This is a genomic window from Clostridium zhoujianii (assembly GCF_051590805.1).
Classification (GTDB): Bacteria; Bacillota; Clostridia; order Clostridiales; family Clostridiaceae; genus Clostridium.
Genome location: NZ_JBPUTF010000001.1, coordinates 531,908 through 551,971 on the forward strand (window position 1 = coordinate 531,908; position 20,064 = coordinate 551,971).

The following is a 20,064-nucleotide window of genomic DNA, read 5'->3' on the forward strand; positions in this document are numbered from 1 at the left end:
GCCTTCAATAATATAGGAGAGATTAGATGAAGAATTACCAAAAAATATTAACCAGCACACTAATATTTATATTTATAACTGTAACTGGTGTAAATCCTTCAGCTGTGAGTAACACCCCTCCTAATGTTAAGTTAGATGGAAATGCTTCTGGAATTGTATATATTCCAGAAGATGAACCCTTCCTAATGAAAAATAATATGCTACCAGGGGATAGAATTACAAGAACTTTAGAAATAGAAAATAATTATAATGTGCCATATAAACTTTATCTTAGAGCTGAAAGAGTTAGTCCTGAAGATGATCAAAACTTATTAGATAATCTTAATCTTGTAATTACTTATAATGAAGAAGTTATTTATGATGGTAATGCAACAGGCCAGGATGGGTTATCTAGTGATATTGATTTAGGGGTCTATAAACCAGGTGAAAGAGGGAAGCTTGTTGCTAATGTTGTTTTAGATGGTCCATCAACTGGCAATGAATATAAAAATAAACATCTTTATGTTAATTGGGTTTTCACGGCTATTAATACTCAGAAGGATGAGGATAAGAATTGGAACTTAGATAAAAATGAAGATAATGATGGATTAGTGCAAGGTAAACCGGAAAGAACTAGTGATAGTTATAATGTAAAGTTATATACTTTAGTCTTTATTGTAAGTGGATTATTACTATTTATAATTTACATAATTGCAAATAAAAGAGGGAAGAAGTGGTGACATGAGAGAAATAATATTGGGAATATTAAAAAAAGTTAAACTTCTTTCAATCTTCTTTGTACTGGGCGGATTACTTATATTTATTGATGCTATACTATCAGAGGGTACTCCAGATATTCTTGTTAATAATATAACTGGAGATATTACTGAATATATTACTGGTAATAAATCGGCAGAAGTAGTTGAAGGAAGAAATGTAAAGATAACTTTTAATGTAGAGCAAACAAAGGAAATCATAAAAACTAAAGGTGCAGATGTAATACTAGCATATAACAAGACTGGTGAAGCAGAGGATGGTACTGGGGATATTCAACGATTTACAAAGGGATTTATTAATGAAGTGTTGGATGGTACAAATGATAATAGGGTTGCATTGATACCATACTGTGCAGATTACGGAAGTGATCAAGATGCAACAGATATTGTGCCTGGGATTTCAAGATTAACATCTGAAAAGGATATTTTACTTGAAAAGGTAGATAAGTTATTTGGTGGCGGATCAAATAATACTGAAGCAGCTATGCATGTTATTGCTAACGAGATAAAATTCTCAAAGGAGACAAATCCTGAAGGTCAAAGAATAGTCTTTCTGTTTAATGATGGATTACCAACACGTTCAAATGGAAATGAACATAGTACTCATCCATATTTAGATGAGAATATAAAAAAGGCTCAAAAAGCATATAACGAAATAACAGGTAATCTACAAGGGGTTGGTGGTATTGCCTTAGATATTGACAATAATTATAACAGAACAGAAGGTAAATATGAATTACTATCAGAGGATATTATACCGCTAGATGAAGATACATTATGCTTTTCGGTTGGGTTTTTTAGTAAGAGTTATGATTTTACATGGTTAGATCCATCCACAGAAGAACCGGAAATAGGTGAAGAAAAGTGTATAGAATATTTAAGTACAATGCAAAATGCTATCAATATGCATGATGAAAGAAAGCCTGAAAATTTAGATGAAAGAATTGATCAAGCAGCACATGAAGAGGCTTTGAAAGAGTATAAAGAAAGATATTATGCAAGTAATAAATATGAGTTATCAGCAAAGTTCCAAAATGTTTATGAGGATATAATTAAAGCAATAAATAAACCAGTTTACCTAGAAACAACTATTACTGATAGATTATCAAAAGATTTTAAATTCCCTGTAAATGCTGATGGAACTGTGGATTATACAAAATTATCAATTGAAGTAAATGGTAGGTTAGTTTCTAAAAAGGAGATTTCAAAATATATAAAATCAATAAATGTAGAAACTAAGGAAATAGAGCTAAACTTAGGTAAGATAGAGGAAAGAACAAGAGTATCCTTCATAGTTGAGCCAGAAGATGAATACTTTTATGGAAGTGATATCCCAACTAATGCTGAAGCAAAAATAATTGCAAGTAGTAGTGCTCTATCAGAATCACCTATTAATGGAGGTTTCCAGAGTCCTATAATAAATTTAGATCCAGTAATAGGGAAGTTAAGTATTTCTAAAAAAATAGAAGAGGGAACTATTTTAGATGAGAATCAAATATTTAATATCCAAATATCAGGAGCTAATGGTAACTTTAGATTTGGATTAAAAGCAGGTGAGGAATTAGAATTTGACTTTATTATGAAGGAAAAGGATACTAATTTAGAATTTGCAAACTTAAGTGATAATCGAATGTTTATAAATGTAGGGGAGGATTATACTGCAAGGGAAGTAGTTCCTTTAGAATATATTCAAATTGATATCAGGGCAAATTATAAGGGGAATATAAATGACCTAGATTGGATAAATTACACTGATAAAATTATAGTAGATAAAGATCATCAAGCTATTAATATTGAAGTAATAAATAAGTCTAATCCAGTAAATACATGGTATGATTATGAAAAGGTAGAAAATAAGTTAAATATGATAAAATGATTTTATTAATTAAGGGATTGCCAATGCAATCCCTTAATTTTGTTGTATGAAATTTTTATAGTAATGAATGTGTAGAAAAGTAATAGCCTTTTTTATTTAAAGAAGAAGTGGTAGAGGCTAATATCTTTAATTATGAAATAATAGTAAATTATATGATAGAATGTGGAGGAGAGAGAATAGGATGAAATATAAAAATTCGGATAATAAGAATACAGGTTATAAATAAAAAAAATATATTTAATAAGTCTTATAGTATAGAATGAGGAGGTGAAATTCAGTGGCTAAAATTGATAGTATGATGGCAATTATTTGGATGTTGAAATCTGGAGAGAAAATTACTGCAAAAGAAATATCTGAAAAGTTAGAGATTAATATAAGGACTGTTTATCGTTATATTGATACACTTTCAGCTAGTGGAGTGCCCATTATATCGGATACAGGTCATAATGGAGGATATACTTTATTGAATAATTTTATTGAAGCTCCTTTATTTTTTGATGTTGAAGAGCAAACAGCACTACTTCACGCTGCTATTTTTGCAAAAGAAGCAACATATTTTTATGATGAAGCATTAGAAAGAGCAACATGGAAGCTGAAAATGCATTCAAATCAAGAGCAAGAAAGAATTCTTAAGAAGTATTTAGAAGGAGTTGAAGTAATAAGTTCAATTGGAAAACCCCATATAGAACCAGTGTTGAGTAAGCTTGAAGATAGTATAGTAAATGAGTTACCCATAGAAATTGAATATCATACAAGTAAAGAAGAACAATCAAAGTGTAGAACTATTGATCCATATGGACTAGTTTACTGGAGCAATAAGTGGTATGTAGTAGGTTTTTGTCATATGCGAAATGAAATCCGTAGTTTTAGAGTAGATCGGATTTATAATATTACCCAAAGAAAGATTAACTTTAATAGACCAGAAGATTTTTCAGCAAGTAAATTTTTTATGGAAAAACTATTGGCTTCAGTAGAAGATAAGAAAAAGTTTATTTATTTAGTAATTGGGGGTAAGGCAAGTTCATTAGATAATTTATGTCAACATTGGTTTTTGGGACATTATTTTAAAGAGCGAACTTCAAATCAAGCTACATTTCTACTTGAAGAGGAAATGATTTATACCTATGTACCAAATTTACTTTTACCATATGGTCAATCTATTCAAATAATTGAACCATTAAGTCTAAAAGAAAAAATTATTGAAAATTTACTAGAATTAATTAAATACTATAAAGTTTAAGAACTTCACTGACCATAACTGTCAGTGAAGTTCTTTTATAATAAGTTAAGTAAAGAGCAAAGTTATTTTAAATAAGATATAAAAGGAGCATATATTATGAATACAAAAAAAGTTTATCTTTATGTTTTTGATACTATGTCAGACTGGGAAATAGGTTATTTAACTGCAGAATTAAATTCAGGAAGATATTTTAAAAAAGGAGTACAACCTATACAAGTAATTACTGTAGGAAATAATAAAAGTCCTATTACCACAATGGGGGGGCTAAAGGTATTACCAGAAATCTCTATTGATGAATGTAATCTTAAAACTACAGATGTTTTAGTTCTACCAGGTGGGTTTACATGGACAGAATCAATCCATGATACTGTATTAGAAAAAACCGAGAAAGCCTTAATGGAAGGTACTATAGTTGCAGCCATTTGCGGAGCAACAATAGGACTTGCAAAGAGAGGATTATTAAATTCTAGAAGCCATACAAGTAATGATTTAGAATATCTTAAAATGGTAGTTCCTAATTATATTGGCGAAAAATATTATAAGTTTGAATCAGCAGTTACAGATGAAAACTTAATTACTTCATCTGGAATAGCACCATTAGAATTTACTATGGAAGTATTGAAAGTGTTGGATGTATTTAAATCAGAAACATTACAGCCTTGGTTTAATCTTTATAAAACTCAAGATCCAAAATATTTCTTTGAGTTAATGAATTCAATGAAATAAATAAGGAATAAATAGAAGATATTTAGTGAAAAGTAAGTATATAATGATTACTAATAAAATGTATTGACAAATAATGGTCAAGGATATAGAATTAAGAGGTAAAATTTAATAGATCTTCAGGGCAGGGTGAAATTCCCTACCGGCGGTAAAGCCCGCGAGCCTTATGGCATGATTCGGTGAAATTCCGAGGCCGACAGTAAAGTCTGGATGAAAGAAGATAAAGTTATGTAAATCTAAAGACAAGTGTACTAGATTGTTTGTTATGCTCTGAAATATTATATATTTCAGAGCTTTTTAGATTTAGTAAACATAATTTGTATACCTATATTTATTGCTATTCTGTAAATTATGGAAGCTATAGGTTTATTTACAATATTATGAAAAGCATAAGCCCTGAGTTTTAACTCAGGGCTTTATTTTATTCAAAATTGAGATTTATTAAATTTAAATTTTAAGATTGAGAGATGATGATATTGAATGAAGAGTACATGAAATTAGCCATAGAAATGGCTAAAAAAGGTGTTGGATTTGTTAATCCCAATCCAATGGTTGGTGCAGTTATTGTTAAAGATAGGAGAGTTATAGGACAAGGGTATCATAAATGTTATGGAGATAATCATGCAGAAGTAAATGCTTTTGAAAATGTATGTGAAAATCCAGAAGGAGGAACTATTTATGTGACTTTAGAGCCATGTTCACATTATGGAAAAACACCACCTTGTGTAGAAAAAATAATTAAAAATAGGATAGCTAAGGTTGTTATTGGAACATTGGATCCAAATCCAATAGTTGGAGGATCAGGAATTAAAGCACTTGAAGCAGCTGGAATAGAGGTTATAACAGGTGTTTTAGAGGAAGAGTGTAAAAAACTTAATGAAGTATTTATGAAATATATTGTTTCCAAAAAGCCTTTTGTACTTTTAAAAACAGCTATGACTTTAGATGGGAAAATAGCTACAGCAGAAGGAGAATCTAAGTGGATTACAAGTGAGAAATCAAGGCAAGAGGTTCATAAATTAAGAAATAAATTAGCCTCTATTATGGTAGGTGTTGATACAGTCATTAAAGATAATCCCGAATTAACTTGTAGATTAGATGGTGGTAGAAATCCCATAAGAATAATTGTAGATAGTAAGCTTAGAATTCCTATGGAGGCTAAGGTAGTTGTAGATAATTTAGCACAGACAATTATTGCTACAACAGATTTTGCTCATGAGGAGAAGATATTATCTTTAGAAGAATTAGGGGTAAAAGTGCTGAGAATTAAATCTAAAAATCAAAGAGTAGATTTACAAAGTTTAATGATTAAACTAGGAGAATTAAATATAGATAGTATTTTTTTAGAGGGAGGCTCAACATTAAGCTTTTCAGCATTAGAAGAAAATATAGTAGATAAAATACAAGTTTATATAGCACCTAAGATTATAGGTGGAGAAAAGTCTAAAACACCAGTAGGTGGAAAAGGAGTAAAAAAATTAAGTGATGCAATAATGTTGGATAATATGACAGTAAGAGATATTGAAACAGACTTACTAATAGAAGCTTATCTGAGAGGAGATGGGAAATAGGGTGTTTACAGGAATTATTGAAGAAATTGGAGTGATTCAAGGGATTAAAAATGGCAAAAAATCTTCAAAGCTTGTAATAAAGGCTAATAAGGTCTTAGATAAAACAATATTAGGAGACAGTATATGTACAAATGGAGTTTGTCTTACTGTAACAAATATAAGGGGAAATATATTTGAAGTTGATGTTATGTCAGAAACCCTTGAAAGAAGTAATATTGGACAGCTTTCAATAGGTAGTAAGGTGAATTTAGAAAGGGCTTTAACCTTGGAGACTAGACTTGGAGGTCATATAGTAAGTGGTCATATTGATGGAATAGGCGAAATCATTTCTTTAGTTAAGGATGATAATTCAACAGAGGTAAGTATAAAAGCATCATCGGATATTTTAAAGTATGTAGTTGAAAAAGGATCTATTGCAATAGATGGAATAAGCTTAACAGTTGCTTATATTGATAATGAAATATTTAAGGTGTTTATAATACCTCATACAAGCCAAGAGACTATTTTATTAAATAAAAAGCCTGGGGAAACAGTAAATCTTGAGTGTGATGTTATAGGTAAATATGTTGAAAAATTTTTAGACTTAGAAAGTAAAAATAGGGTAGTGAAAAAAGAATCTATAGGAGAAGCTTTTCTTAGAGAAAATGGATTTTTATAAAATTGGAGGAGAAAAAATGTTTAGATTTAATACAATTCAAGAAGCTATAGAAGATATAAGAGAAGGTAAAATGATAGTTGTAATCGATGATCCTGATAGAGAAAATGAAGGGGATTTATTGATGGCAGCAGATATGGTTACTGGAGAGGCTATAAACTTTATGGCAAAGTACGGTAGAGGTCTTATATGCATGCCTATAGAAGAAAAAAGAATGAAAGAATTAAATATTAATCCAATGGTTACCAATAACACTGACAATCATGAGACCGCCTTTACAGTGTCTATTGATTATATTGATACAAAAACAGGGATATCAGCATTTGAAAGAGCTTTAACTATTAAGAAGGTTTTAGAAGATAGTAAAGCAAAAGATTTTAGAAGACCAGGACATATATTTCCATTAATAGCTAAGAAAAGAGGGGTATTAGAGAGAATTGGTCATACTGAAGCTGCAGTAGATTTGGCTAAACTTGCAGGATTAAAGCCGGCAGGCGTTATATGTGAGATTATGAGTGAAGATGGAACTATGGAAAGAACACCAGAACTTATGGAATTTGCTAAAGTTCATAATTTAAAAATTATTACTATAGCAGATTTAGTTGAATATAGAAAAAAAGAAGAAGCAAAGAAAAATTTAGTTGAAAGAGTTGTTGAAATAAAAATGCCAACAAGATATGGGGATTTCAAGATGTTTGGATTTATAAATAAATTAAATGGAGAACATCATGTTGTACTAGTTAAGGGAGAAATAAATGAAGAAACACCAATCCTAACAAGGGTTCATTCCGAATGTTTAACTGGAGATGCATTAGGCTCAAAAAGATGTGATTGTGGAGAACAATATGATGGGGCTATGAAGAGAATTTCTGAAGAAAAGTCAGGAATACTACTTTATATGAGACAAGAAGGTAGAGGAATAGGACTTATAAATAAAATGAAAGCTTATGCGCTTCAAGACCAAGGTTATGATACAGTACAAGCAAATGTTATGCTTGGATTTCCACCAGATCTTAGAAGATATGATGTTGCAGCAGCAATTTTGAAAGATTTAGGTGCTAAAAGACTGAAGCTTATGACAAATAACCCCCAAAAAATAAATGGTTTATCAGAGTATGGAATAGAAGTAGTAGAGAGAGTTCCAATTAATATGAATCATAATGATAAAAATGAATTTTATTTAAAAACTAAAAAAGAAAAATTAGGCCATATGTTAAATTAGTAAAATTAAAATAAATAATAAAATATTAGGAGGAAAGTAAATGAAAATTATAGAAGGAAATTTAGTAGCAGAAGGTCTAAAAGTAGGCATAGTGGTAGGAAGATTTAATGAATTTATTGTTTCAAGGTTATTAGGTGGAGCCTTAGATGGATTAAAGAGACATGGAGTAGAGGAAGACAATATAGAAGTAGCATGGGTACCGGGAGCATTTGAGATTCCTTTAATAGCTAAGAAGATGGCTCAAAATGAAAAGTATGACGCTATAATATGTTTAGGAGCAGTGATAAAGGGATCAACTCCTCATTTTGATTATGTATGTGCTGAAGCATCAAAGGGAATTGCCACAGTTTCATTACAAACTGAAAAACCAGTAATATTTGGAGTATTAACAACTGATACAATTGAGCAGGCAATTGAAAGAGCAGGAACTAAGGCAGGAAATAAAGGCTATGATGCAGCGGTAACAGCAATAGAGATGTCAAATCTTTTAAAGAACTTATAATACTATTGGTGGAATAAAATAATAATAGGTATTTGTTGATATAAAATTAATATCAAGCCAATAATAAAACATAGTAGAATTCGATTATCATATAAAATACTAATCCTAAATATGAATTATGTTTTTTATAAATCTTAAACTCATTGAAGTTTGGGATTTATTTTTTTGCCAAAAATGAAGTTGTACACTAATTACTTAGTCTGATACCCCCTAATAACTAAATATATATAAAATTTTGCTGAGAATGTCTTGCTAAAAGCATACAAGTAATATAAAAACTGGATTATTATTGATAATCCCTAACTGACTAAATTTACCAATTTTTCTTGTGATTAACAAAGCTATATTTATTATATAATGTAATATTTAGGTTAATTTAAAAAAACATTGCAAAATAACCCTAAATATGACATAATAATTGCGTATATTAACCATATTAGGATCGAATTTCATAGAATTTAGGAGGTGAGATCTTAAGCATATGCTTTTTATAATTAATAATGATAAAAGCTTTTCTTATATGGTTTATAGATTACTAACAACTATTAGATAAAGGAAGTGACGGATAATGAAAAAAAATAAATTTATGGTTGCAATTATAGTTATATGTGTTTTTGTTATTAGTGGAGGTATATATCTATTAAACAAAGAAAAAGCTAGTGAAAAGTTTACTCAGGTAATTGCATTTGGAGACAGTTATTCTGACAATGGACAAGCAAAAGAAATCTCAGCACAAATTATGAAAAGCGCTAATAGACCTGAGGATGCATATTTAAAACCTTCTGATGAATTATATTGGCAAGGTAGATATTCAAATGGACCTACAGCTGTTGAAGGTTTAGCAAAAAGTTTAGATGTACCATTAGTTAACTATGCTACAGGTGGTGCAACTACTGGAGAAAAAAACTATTCTGAGTGGATGGATCACTTAGGGAATACAGGGGTTCTTGGACAAATTAAAAAATTCGAAAATACTTTAAAGGATGGTAAGGCTGATCCTGATGCATTGTATTTTATTTTCGCTTCTGCTAATGATTATTTTACATTCATGGATTATTCATTACCAGGTAAGGTTGAAGAGGTGGCAGATAAAGCTGTTGATAATATAAATGATGGAATTAAAAGGTTAGCTACACTTGGAGCAAAAAAGTTTTTTGTAGTAAATAGCAGTGACTTAACACTTGTACCTTATGAAATTACTAACAATAGAACAGAATCGGCTGAAGCTTTTGTAAAACAGATGAATAAAAAACTTCCTGAATCCATAAAAGAATTACAAAAAAACTCGGAAATAAAAATAATGATGTTTGATCTACCTAAAGTTAGTGACAATATAGTGAAAAATCCAAGCAAATATGGATTAGTTGAACTAGAGAAAGAGGCTCAAAGTACTTATCCAGAAGTTAAACCAGCAAGTGATAATCCAGAAGAATATTATTTTTGGGATGAATGGCATTATACTGAGACTGTACATAAAATCTTGGGAGAAGAAATGTATGATAAGGTGAAAATGTTTAAATAAACAAACATAATGAAGGGAGGTAATTACTCTGCTTAAGAAATTTAAAAGTATTAAAACTCAATTTTTAGTTATTACTATATTTATTATAATATTAGCATTAGCAATTGTTGGTATTAGTATTAGCTATCAAGCAAATACACAAGCTAGAAAGGATTATCTTAATAATTCTCAAGAACAGATGAAATTGGCTGAGCATTCTATCCAGACTTTTTATGATCAAATTGATAAAAATATAGATATGCTAGCCACTAATCCGTTAGTAGTTCAAGCAAACGAAAGTAATATTACCAGTTATGTAAATACTACGGAAGATACTAAAATGACACCATCAAAGAATGGACCAATAGAACGTGAGATTTATAATATATTTGATCAATATGCAAATTCACATCCAGGTACCCTGTATGTTTATTTAGCTACTAAAGATGGTGGTTATCTAAATTGGCCAGAAACTAATATATCAAAAAATTATGATCCAACTTCTAGAGAATGGTATCAAAAAGCCATAGAAGGAAATGGGAAAATAATAAGAACGGCTCCATACAAAGCCGATGTTGGTACAATGGTTATAAGTAATGCCCGTTCATTAACTGATTCCAATGGAAATATATTAGGTACAATAGGAATTGATGTTGAACAATCTGTTATTAGTGATATGCTAAGTAACATGAAAATAGGTAATACAGGTTTTTATATGCTTGTACATAATACAGGAATGATTATGGCAGATGGAAATAATGCTGATAATAATTTTAAAAATATAGATGAAATTAATATACCAGGAGTAGAAAAAATATTGTCAAAAGATTTAAAGTCTTTCGATATAAATATTAATGAAGAAAAATATGTTGGTAATACATATGAAATAAAGGGTACTGACTGGGTTTTAGCATCTTTTATGTCAGAAAATGAATTAATAGCAAGTGCTAAAAAAACATCTTTTATAGTCTTAGTTATTTCAATATTAATGTTAATTCCAACATTTATTTTAATTAATATTAGCACAAGGAGAATTACTAATCCCATAATTAAATCCTCTGAATATTTAAAAATACTTGCAAATGGTGATTTTTCTCAAGAGCTTGATTATGAATTATTATCAAGAAAAGATGAAATAGGGTCCATTACCAATGGTATTAATAATATGAAAAGTTCATTAGTGAAGTTAGTGGATAGTATTAAGTTAGAGTCCTCTGCTATGGAAGAGAAAGTTAATAATATTGTAGATGATGTTCAGATATTAAATAGTGACTTACAAGAAATATCTGCAACTACAGAAGAATTAGCTGCAAGTATGGAAGAAACCTCAGCAGCATCTGAACAAATGGCAGCAACTTCACAAGAAATGGAAATAGAGATTAATTCCATATCGCAAAGATCAGAAAAAGGTGCTATTGCTGCTAATGAAATTAGTAAAAGAGCAACTTCTATTAAAGAAAATGCCACTATTTCTCAAAAGAAAGCTGCTGACTTACTTCTTCATACAAAAATGCAACTTGAGCAAGCAATAGCAGATTCAAAGGTAGTTGGCGAGATTGATATCTTATCTAAAGCTATCATGGATATAAGCGAAAAAACTAATTTACTTGCATTAAATGCTGCTATTGAGGCTGCAAGAGCTGGTGAATCAGGAAAAGGGTTCTCTGTTGTTGCTGAAGAAATAAGAAAGCTTGCAGAACAATCAAAAGAGACAGTGCTAAAAATACAAGCTGTAACAACAAACGTTATATCTTCAGTAAATAATCTTTCTAATAATTCTAATAACTTATTAACCTTTGTATCTACAGATGTTTCTAATGATTATCAGGTGATGTTAGATGTTTCAGAAAAATATAACGAAGATGCTAAGTTTATAGACGAACTTGTAACAGAAATTAGTGCTACTTCGGAGGAACTTTTTGCTTCTGTTAAAGAAGTTTTAGGAGCTATAAATAACGTGGCTTTGGCCGCTAATGATGGAGCTTGTGGAACTACAAATATAGCAGAGAGGGTTGCCAAAGCAAATGATAAATCAACTAATGTTATGCAGGAAGTTTTAAGATCAAAAGAAAGTACTGATAAATTAGAAAAAGAAGTAAATAGATTTAAAATATAATCTATTTTAGAGGGTGTAAATTTCTTACTAGATTAAATATAATAAAAGATTTGAGAGGAAACTGAAAGGTTTCCTTTTTCTTTTGAAAATAATTGTAATTTAAGATATGGGGTAATTATGAGTAGAGGATTAGAGGCTGTTTATAGGTTATTAGCAATTATAACTGTAAGTAATATTTTAAGAAAATATAGAGAAACATGTGAAACACCAAAAGGAGTTTTTGTTAAAAGATATACCTGTTGATATAATTGCAGAAAGAACTAAATTTACAAGAGTCCTTCCTAGGAATTACCTAGGAAGGACTCTTTTTGCATTTGAATATGATTTAAAATACGGAATAAAATAATAATTTATAATTAAGCTTTATTCCAAAGTGCAGGTACTACATCAGGTGTCCAAACTGATAAGGAAGTGTGACCTTGTAAGCAGATATAGGTAACATTTTTATAGATTACTTTATCACCTGTCTTATATAAAACATTCTCTTTCCAAGTGTCAGTTGATGGTATAGATTGTTTTACAGTTACTTTTATTGTAGATGACTTAGTTGTTATTCCATCTGAAACCTCAACTCTATAATCATAGGTGCCTTCAGGTTTATTAGTGAAGGCCTTTGTTAAAGTTATCGGATTTTGTAATACATTTACTGATTGAGTTAATATAGGAGTTGTTGAAAGGTTTTCAAAAAGACTTACTTTTGTGGCAGAATTATTACTAGGTAATTTTATGGTAAGGGTATAGTTTCCACTATTAGTAGCATTATCAGCTGAAACCTCTGCAGGTTGCAATATTGGATTTTGAGTAGTGCTAACTGTTATTTTAATCTGCGAAGTTAAAGTATTTGTGCCATCACTAACTTCAGCAACATAGTTATAGATTCCTTCTGATTTATTTGAGAATGCTTTATTGATAACTATATCATTTGCTGAAGCATCAATAGCTTGAGATAGAATTACAGTTGAGTTGTTCTCAGTTAATTTTATTGTTTTGGCAGTATTATTTTTAGGAATTGTTAAAGTTAAGTTATAGTTTCCTGTATTATTAGGATTGTCTGATGAAAGCTGTGCAGCTTTTAATGACTGAGTTTCACTAGGGTTTTGCCCAGGGTTTCCTCCAACTCCAACATCGTAGAACCCCTTACTAACATTCCATTTTTCATTTGCACCGTATAGATCATTAGCTGCTTTTTCAACAGCTGACCTAGCATCTGCGAAATTTGAAGAAGAAAATAAATAAGTTGTTAAAGCCCTATAATAAATTTTAGTAGCTTTTTCGGTTCCCATAGAAGTTGCTATGTTATAGAAGGCCTTATTAGGGATACCAGAATTAGTATGAACTCCACCAGAATCTGCAGTTGTATATACATATTGAGCCATATTGTCAGGTTGACCGTATAATCTAGGGTTAGAGAGGCTTCTAGCTAATTGTAAAGGTTGGCCTGGAATCCCTAAGTCTTCTCCCATAGTCCAAAGATCGTTAGTTTTATTTTCTATAATAACACCAAAAACATCAGAAAAAGATTCATTTAATGCTCCACTTTGATCTCTATAAGTTAATCTAGCTGAGTTTGTAGTTACTCCATGAGTAAATTCATGAGCGGCAACGTCAAAAGCTTTCGCAAAGTTTCCAGCTACTCGACCATCTCCATCGCCAAAGACAAGTTGATTATATCCATCAAAATATGCATTTACACAGTTTACGTCAAAATGAACTGCTACATTTAATGCGCCACCTCTTCCATCAAAGCCTTGCCTACCAAAATTATTTCTAAAGAACTCTGCAGATTTGCTAACATAGTAATGAGCATCTACAGCAGCACGTCCTCTATCTGTATTAAAATTAGTAGTAGAGGATTGAACTACTGTGCCGGGAACTGCCGTTCTGTTATTTGCATCAGTAGTTACAATTTTTCCTGGATTGGAGATATTTTCTAGAATGTAGCCATTAGTTGTACTATTTATATCTAAAGTTTTTGTATCCCCACGTAGGCCTATGCCAGTACCAGTAGCTGCAGCATGAGCTAAATTATTATATTTATCTATTGTTTTACCAGTAGCTCCATCAATAAAGACCATCCAGTTAAAACCTAGACCACTTAGATTAACTTGATATGCAGAAGACCAAGTTTTATTATTTTCATATATAACCGAACTAACATCTTTTCTAGTTATTGCATCCTTTTTCAAACCTGTTTCTGCAATTGAATTATCTATAGCTTCATCTTTAGATATTTTAAAATTTTGAGAATATTTTAGGATAGGAACAGATGGTTCTGTTTGACCATTAATTGCATCGATAACGCCATCTTTATTAACGTGAACTATAACTTCAGAACCGTAAACAGAAATACCGTCTACTTCAAATTGATATTTGTAGTGCGTAAAGCCAAGGTTGTCTTTTTCTGTGTTTATTAGTTTAAATTCTCCACCCTTTAGATTAAATGCATCTAAATTTTCCTGTAAATATTTTTGAGCCCTATCACTTGAAGTCACAGGAGATTGACTTAATTTCCCGGAAATGAATCGTGGTACTTCTTGAGATTCATCCCATTGAATGAACAACTTGTTATCCCCTGTATAGGATTTTGCTTCAATTAATGATTTTAGATACCCTTTCTTTTCTTGAGCACTTGCACTAATTGGTGTAATCATTGTTGTGGCAAAAAATAATGCCACTAGAAAAATGGCTTTTCTTTTCATGGCTAGTCCCCCTTTTTTATATTATTAATTTATTTAAAAACCTTAAAATTATAAGATTTTAAATACATATTTTTACCATAAATGATTTGAAGTTATAGCTTTTATTGTATTATTACTGAGTCGTGGTTAATATTTAATTTAAGCAAGGAATCTTTGAGATGTAATACTGGGATTAATTAGTGAAAATAAGTTGAGAAGTTTAGATAATTTATTTAAGTTATAGAAAAGAATATTAATATAATATTTAATGGGAATTATTATAATTTACATATAATTTCTTCATTCACACTAGAAATATATGTAAATTAAAAGGGTTTAAGAACAACTAAAGTCAACATTATAATTATTATTAATAAATTTTTTTGTTAAATCTATTATATCTGGAGTTTAGTCTTTAGCTTCAGTAAAGTGAAGAAGTTTTTTAGGATAAAATAAAGCTAAGGTAAGAATTAAAAGGGTATAACTAATGATCAAATCAAGGCAGTAGTAGATTTTTGTATTTTTAATGAGAGGGTTGCAAGTTCAGAAACCAGATTATCCACTAAGTGATTCTGCTGTACAGTAGATAGTGAGTGATTATCAAGACATAATAAATTTGTGTAAATAAAAATAAAGTTGCCATTTGTTATATTAGCTAAGAAGAAGGTTGTATGTTAGATGCTTTATGGAAATATTAAAATAAAATTTCAATAAAATAATAAAAATACTAAAATTATATTGCAAAACCTTTAAAGATAAATTATACTATGGATAGAGTAGATGGGATTATTATGAAAGTATTCCTTGTTTGGTCACAAGAGATATATAATTACATTGCTGTAAAGGGTTTAAAAGGGAAGCTGAAAAAATAAAGTTTAAATGAAGGTATTAGATAAAGTAAAGAGTAAATAAATAAGTTGAGTTTTTTCTCTTATTAAATTAAGGGGGAAAATTTTAACTTGAATTTAAATACAAATCAGGTCAATCATGATAACGTTTAAAATATTTTTTAGCATAAGGAGGATTTATTAAAATGAAGAGGAAAAAAATAGTATCACTTTTAGTAGTGGCGGTTTTAGGAATTCAGTCTATGTCAACTATAGGTGCAAAAGCAGTAGGAGGGGAAGCACCATTATTTGCATTTAGGAGTTATGATTTTGACACAAAGGAGGCAACCTATGATGAAACTAATCCTGTTTTAATACACAAGGATGGCCCTCAAGTAACAATACCAGAAACTTTTAGTAGTCCAAAGGAACAATTTAGGACAGCCTGGGTATCTACAGTTTTTAATATTGATTTTCCTTCAACAGATGCACTAGCTGATAAAAAGATAACAGAAGAGGAATTTAAAAGAGATTATAACAAGGTGTTAGATAGATATGATGAATATAACATGAATGCAGTAACCTTCCAAGTAAGTCCTATGCTAGATGCTTGGTATAAATCTGAAATAGCACCATGGTCCCAATATCTTCACGATGGTGCTTATACATCCCAAGGGAAGACACCAGCTTTTGGTGAAAACTTTGATCCTATGGCTTGGATGATAGAAGAAACACATAAGAGAGGAATGGAATTCCATGCTTGGTTTAATCCTTATAGGGTAACTAATAATGTAGATACTAGATCAAAAGAGGAAAAACTTGCTGAGTTAGCAGATAATAATTTTGCTAGATTAAATCCAAATCTAGTTTATGAATTTCAAAATAAATTATTTTTAGATCCAGGTAGACCAGAGGTAGTTCAATATGTAGTGGATAGAGTAGAAGAAGTAATCAATAAATATGATGTAGATGCAATACATTTTGACGATTATTTCTATCCATATAAGTACACAAAGACATTAGAAAATGGAAGTACAGTGGATGTTGTATTTAAAAATGAGAATATAGATATAGATACTTTTAACAATTATAGTAGGGGTATAACAGATATTAATAAATGGAGAGAAGATAATATTAATGTATTAATAAAAGCTGTAAGTGAAAAAATTGATGGTCATAATAAAGCTAATAAAACTTCAATACAGTATGGTGTCTCACCCTTTGGAATTTGGGGACATGAAGAGGATATGGCAGGTGGATCAAAGACTCCTATTGGGTCAACATCTAGCTTAAGAGATCAATTTGCTGATACTAAAAAGTGGGCTGAAAAGGGATGGATAGACTACTTAACACCACAAGTTTACTGGGCATTTGGAACAGCTGCTGCTCCATATGGAGAACTAGTAAAATGGTGGGATGAGCAATTTGAAAATATCAATGAATCACATTTATATATTGGACATCCAAACTATAAGTACATAGATGCATCATGGGATAGCAACTTTAAAAATCCTGAAGAATTAGGAAACCAACTAAGATACAATCAAAAATTCTCTAATGTAAAGGGAAGTGGATTCTTCTCATTAAACAAGTTTGATGAACAAAAGGTTGTATCAAAAGGGGACAAGTTTGATATTTTAAATAACACAAATATGATACTTAAGAATGATTATTTAAATGAAAAGTCAAATGTACCAGCAAAACCATGGTTAGATAAAGTAGATACAAAACCTGTAGCATTTTCAAGTATTACAAAGGAAAATAATCAAATTAAGATAGCATGGAATGATGATAACACAGATAGTAAATTCTATGCTGTTTACAGAGAAGAAGGAGATTTGACTGAAGTTAATACTAATGATCCTAAAAATATGATTGCTCGTTTTGGTATAAAAAATGGTAAGGAATTTATAGATACAACAGCCGAAGAAGGAAAAGTTTATACTTACGCTGTTACAATAATTGATAATGCTGGAGTGGAAAACAAAGCAACAGTATTTAATTTAACAGAAGAAAAAAAAATAAGTAAGGTGATAGATGTAATAAATAATCTTCCAGAAGCAAAGGATATTAACTTAGAACATGAAGCTATGATAGTAAATGCTAGAAAATTAGTTGGTGAATTAAAGGATTCTAGCAGAGTAACAAATTTAAACAAGCTTCTAGAAGCAGAAGATGCATTAGCTAAATTAAAAGAAGATAATAATAAGCCAGAAGAAAATAACCAAGGAGAAGATAGTAATACAGAAACAGATAATGGAAATAAGGAAGGAACAAAAACAAAGTCAGCAGCAACTGGAGACGTAACCTCAATTGGAGCATTAGGAATGGTAGCCTTAGCATCAGGAGCAGGTGCTGTAGCTTTTAAAAAGAGAAAGAAATAATTAAAGACTTTAGCTAAGGAAATGTTTCAGGAAGCTTATTCATAGGCTAACCAAGAATATATAAACTATGCTTGTAGAAAGTCAGGTTGATTTGCTTTCTGACAGAGAGGTAAGATACCTCTCTCCTCCACCATAAAACCCCGGGCAATACATAAAAGTGTTGTTTGGGGTAATTTATTTTAGTAATAATGGTTTTAAAAACAAAGCACGAGAATAATAATTATTCTCGTTTACTTTATATAGTGACAACTAGGATTAAGTATTAAAATACATGATGTTAATTTTAAATAGAAAGGCTATTAAGTATTTAGAAAAATATTTAATTTGTTAAATTGAGAAAATATATCTAATAGCTCTACTCATACTAGTTATTACTACAGAACCATGGTTTTCTTCTGGTGCGATATAAAGATTACAGTTATTATTAAAGCTTGTAATTTTGTTATATATTTTTTGAGCTCCATCAACCATATAGCCTTCTTTTTCCCCAACACCTATAAATATATTCTTTTCACCATTTTCTAAATTAGGAAAATCTAAGATTTCGTAGTTATTCCACCATACTGAAGGGCTAAAGGAAATTATATTTTTATAGATGTTTGATCCTTTTAATAAATTCCATAATACATAATATCCACTTAAAGAATGGCCTATTATAGTCATATTATTTTTATCGAAGTTTAGATTAGTTTCGATTATTGGTAGAAGTTCTTTTTCTATAAAAGAATTAAAATCTTCGCTACCACCAAGCTTATCAGGTATCATAAATTTCCTTTTTTCATCCTCAAAGTATTTTTCAGAGGGAGCTGTAAAGTCCAAAAATCTTTTATCTTTTTTTTCGTATTCTTGATGAGATATTCCAACAACTATTGAAGGCTTGACCCCTGTTTTAATATATAGTTGACCTTGTTGTTTTATACAAGATTTAACTACTTCAAAATAATTACCACCATCTAGGACTATTATTAACGGCAAATTATCTGTTTTTGATTCTTCAGGAATATAGAAATTAATATCATAAAAACTATTAGTATGATTTGATTTTATTTTAAAGTCATTCATAAATTTACTCCTTTATGCTAAGATTTAGTAACAAGTATAAAATAATAAAAGGAAAAGGTCAACGACTATGAAACAAAACATTAATTGGCTAATTGAATATTTTTCTCAAAGTTCTATGGAGTTTGTTGATATTTTTAAGAGTAGCTTATTACCTAAAGAAATAGATATTAATAGAAAAACTGCAAAAAATTTATGTGGAATAGTAATACCTATTCGCGGGGAATGCTCATTTTCTGTAGGTGGGAAAAAATATAGGTTAAATCAAAACACAGTATTACATTGTGGGTCAAGTATGAATATAAAAGTAGAAACAGATAATGTAGGTATAGAATACTATGTAGTACATTACAAAAATATTTTGACTACAGAAAAATTTAAAAACATAGAAAAAGAATCTTTTTATTTAGAAATTGAAGATAGGGTATCTTTATTAAAGTATTGTGAAACTATTCGTGATAAATCATTAAGTCCAGATAATTTCTTCAAATTTTCTTGTAAAGTTGAATTTATAAATTTAATTAATTCCTTAGTTGAAAATGTAAGAGCAGTACAATACAATGACAAATTGAAATTAGTTAATAAAGGAATTGAATATATAAATAAAAATTTTGCTGAGCCAATGTTAGTAAGTGAAATATCTGAAATGTTAGATACGGATAGAAGAAGGTTTAGTGATGTTTTCCAAGAGGTAACAGGATTATCACCAATAAAATATCTAACAGAGTATAGACTAAAGGAAGCTAAGAGGTTATTAAAGTTTTCTAGTTATACAATTTCTGAAATAGCAGATATGACAGGACATAATGATTGTTTCTATTTTAGTAAAACTTTTAAAAGAAATGTGGGGATGTGCCCTAGAAAATATAGAGAAATTAATACTGATAAAGTAACAAGTTTAGTACTGAAAAAGTAGATTCGGCAAAAGTACAAAAATTTCTCCAGAAAGTCTATT

General features: G+C 30.0%; 15 protein-coding genes and 1 riboswitch. Of the genes, 13 read left to right on the forward strand and 2 right to left on the reverse strand.

Annotated elements, in window-relative coordinates; genetic code table 11:
- The first annotated feature begins 26 nt into the window (after window positions 1–26).
- The 11 genes from ACSYT2_RS02415 (at window position 27) to ACSYT2_RS02465 (ending at window position 12,404) form a co-directional block, all read left to right on the forward strand.
- Entirely contained in the window at window positions 27–719 is a 693-nt protein-coding gene (locus ACSYT2_RS02415) for a hypothetical protein (protein ID WP_438383215.1), read from the forward strand.
- Window positions 691–2,631 (forward strand): vWA domain-containing protein, encoded by a 1,941-nt coding sequence (locus ACSYT2_RS02420; protein ID WP_438383216.1) that lies wholly within the window; start codon window positions 691–693, stop codon window positions 2,629–2,631. Before ACSYT2_RS02415 ends, ACSYT2_RS02420 begins: the two co-directional genes overlap by 29 nt.
- A gap of 277 nt (window positions 2,632–2,908) precedes the next feature.
- A complete protein-coding gene (locus tag ACSYT2_RS02425) occupies window positions 2,909–3,871 on the forward strand; it encodes a helix-turn-helix transcriptional regulator (RefSeq protein WP_438383218.1) in 963 nt (320 codons plus the stop codon).
- A 96-nt stretch (window positions 3,872–3,967) separates the two neighbouring features.
- A complete protein-coding gene (locus ACSYT2_RS02430) occupies window positions 3,968–4,597 on the forward strand; it encodes a type 1 glutamine amidotransferase family protein (protein WP_438383219.1) in 630 nt (209 codons plus the stop codon).
- Window positions 4,598–4,705: 108 nt separating this feature from the next.
- A riboswitch (FMN riboswitch) is annotated at window positions 4,706–4,820 on the forward strand.
- A 250-nt stretch (window positions 4,821–5,070) separates the two neighbouring features.
- Entirely contained in the window at window positions 5,071–6,165 is a 1,095-nt protein-coding gene (gene ribD / locus ACSYT2_RS02435) for a bifunctional diaminohydroxyphosphoribosylaminopyrimidine deaminase/5-amino-6-(5-phosphoribosylamino)uracil reductase RibD (protein ID WP_438383221.1), read from the forward strand.
- A gap of 1 nt (window position 6,166) precedes the next feature.
- Window positions 6,167–6,823: a riboflavin synthase gene (locus tag ACSYT2_RS02440; protein ID WP_430857198.1), complete on the forward strand. Its 657-nt coding sequence runs from the start codon at window positions 6,167–6,169 to the stop codon at window positions 6,821–6,823.
- A gap of 16 nt (window positions 6,824–6,839) precedes the next feature.
- On the forward strand, window positions 6,840–8,042 hold the full coding sequence (locus ACSYT2_RS02445; protein ID WP_438383223.1) for a bifunctional 3,4-dihydroxy-2-butanone-4-phosphate synthase/GTP cyclohydrolase II: 1,203 nt from the start codon (window positions 6,840–6,842) through the stop codon (window positions 8,040–8,042).
- Window positions 8,043–8,082: 40 nt separating this feature from the next.
- Window positions 8,083–8,544, forward strand: coding sequence for a 6,7-dimethyl-8-ribityllumazine synthase (gene ribH, locus ACSYT2_RS02450; protein WP_430857200.1), 462 nt, complete (start codon window positions 8,083–8,085; stop codon window positions 8,542–8,544).
- A 568-nt stretch (window positions 8,545–9,112) separates the two neighbouring features.
- Window positions 9,113–10,066: an SGNH/GDSL hydrolase family protein gene (locus tag ACSYT2_RS02455; protein WP_438383225.1), complete on the forward strand. Its 954-nt coding sequence runs from the start codon at window positions 9,113–9,115 to the stop codon at window positions 10,064–10,066.
- Between the two features lie 178 nt (window positions 10,067–10,244).
- Window positions 10,245–12,161, forward strand: a complete 1,917-nt coding sequence (locus ACSYT2_RS02460) for a methyl-accepting chemotaxis protein (RefSeq protein WP_497527226.1) — start codon at window positions 10,245–10,247, stop codon at window positions 12,159–12,161.
- A 117-nt stretch (window positions 12,162–12,278) separates the two neighbouring features.
- Window positions 12,279–12,404, forward strand: coding sequence for a hypothetical protein (locus ACSYT2_RS02465; RefSeq protein ID WP_438383227.1), 126 nt, complete (start codon window positions 12,279–12,281; stop codon window positions 12,402–12,404).
- Window positions 12,405–12,517: 113 nt separating this feature from the next.
- Here the strand turns inward: ACSYT2_RS02465 and ACSYT2_RS02470 are convergent, their stop codons facing one another.
- On the reverse strand, window positions 12,518–14,860 hold the full coding sequence (locus tag ACSYT2_RS02470) for a M4 family metallopeptidase (RefSeq protein WP_438383229.1): 2,343 nt from the start codon (window positions 14,858–14,860) through the stop codon (window positions 12,518–12,520).
- A 1,012-nt stretch (window positions 14,861–15,872) separates the two neighbouring features.
- Here ACSYT2_RS02470 and ACSYT2_RS02475 point away from each other — a divergent pair.
- Entirely contained in the window at window positions 15,873–18,050 is a 2,178-nt protein-coding gene (locus ACSYT2_RS02475; protein WP_438383231.1) for a glycoside hydrolase family 10-like protein, read from the forward strand.
- A gap of 327 nt (window positions 18,051–18,377) precedes the next feature.
- Here the strand turns inward: ACSYT2_RS02475 and ACSYT2_RS02480 are convergent, their stop codons facing one another.
- The gene (locus tag ACSYT2_RS02480; RefSeq protein WP_438383232.1) at window positions 18,378–19,112 is read right to left on the reverse strand and encodes an alpha/beta hydrolase; all 735 of its coding nucleotides are present in this window, start codon (window positions 19,110–19,112) and stop codon (window positions 18,378–18,380) included.
- Between the two features lie 67 nt (window positions 19,113–19,179).
- Here ACSYT2_RS02480 and ACSYT2_RS02485 point away from each other — a divergent pair, with 67 nt between their 5' ends.
- Window positions 19,180–20,025 carry a helix-turn-helix domain-containing protein gene (locus ACSYT2_RS02485; RefSeq protein WP_430857206.1) on the forward strand — a complete coding sequence of 282 codons (846 nt, stop codon included), beginning with the start codon at window positions 19,180–19,182 and terminating at the stop codon, window positions 20,023–20,025.
- Window positions 20,026–20,064 lie beyond the last annotated feature (39 nt).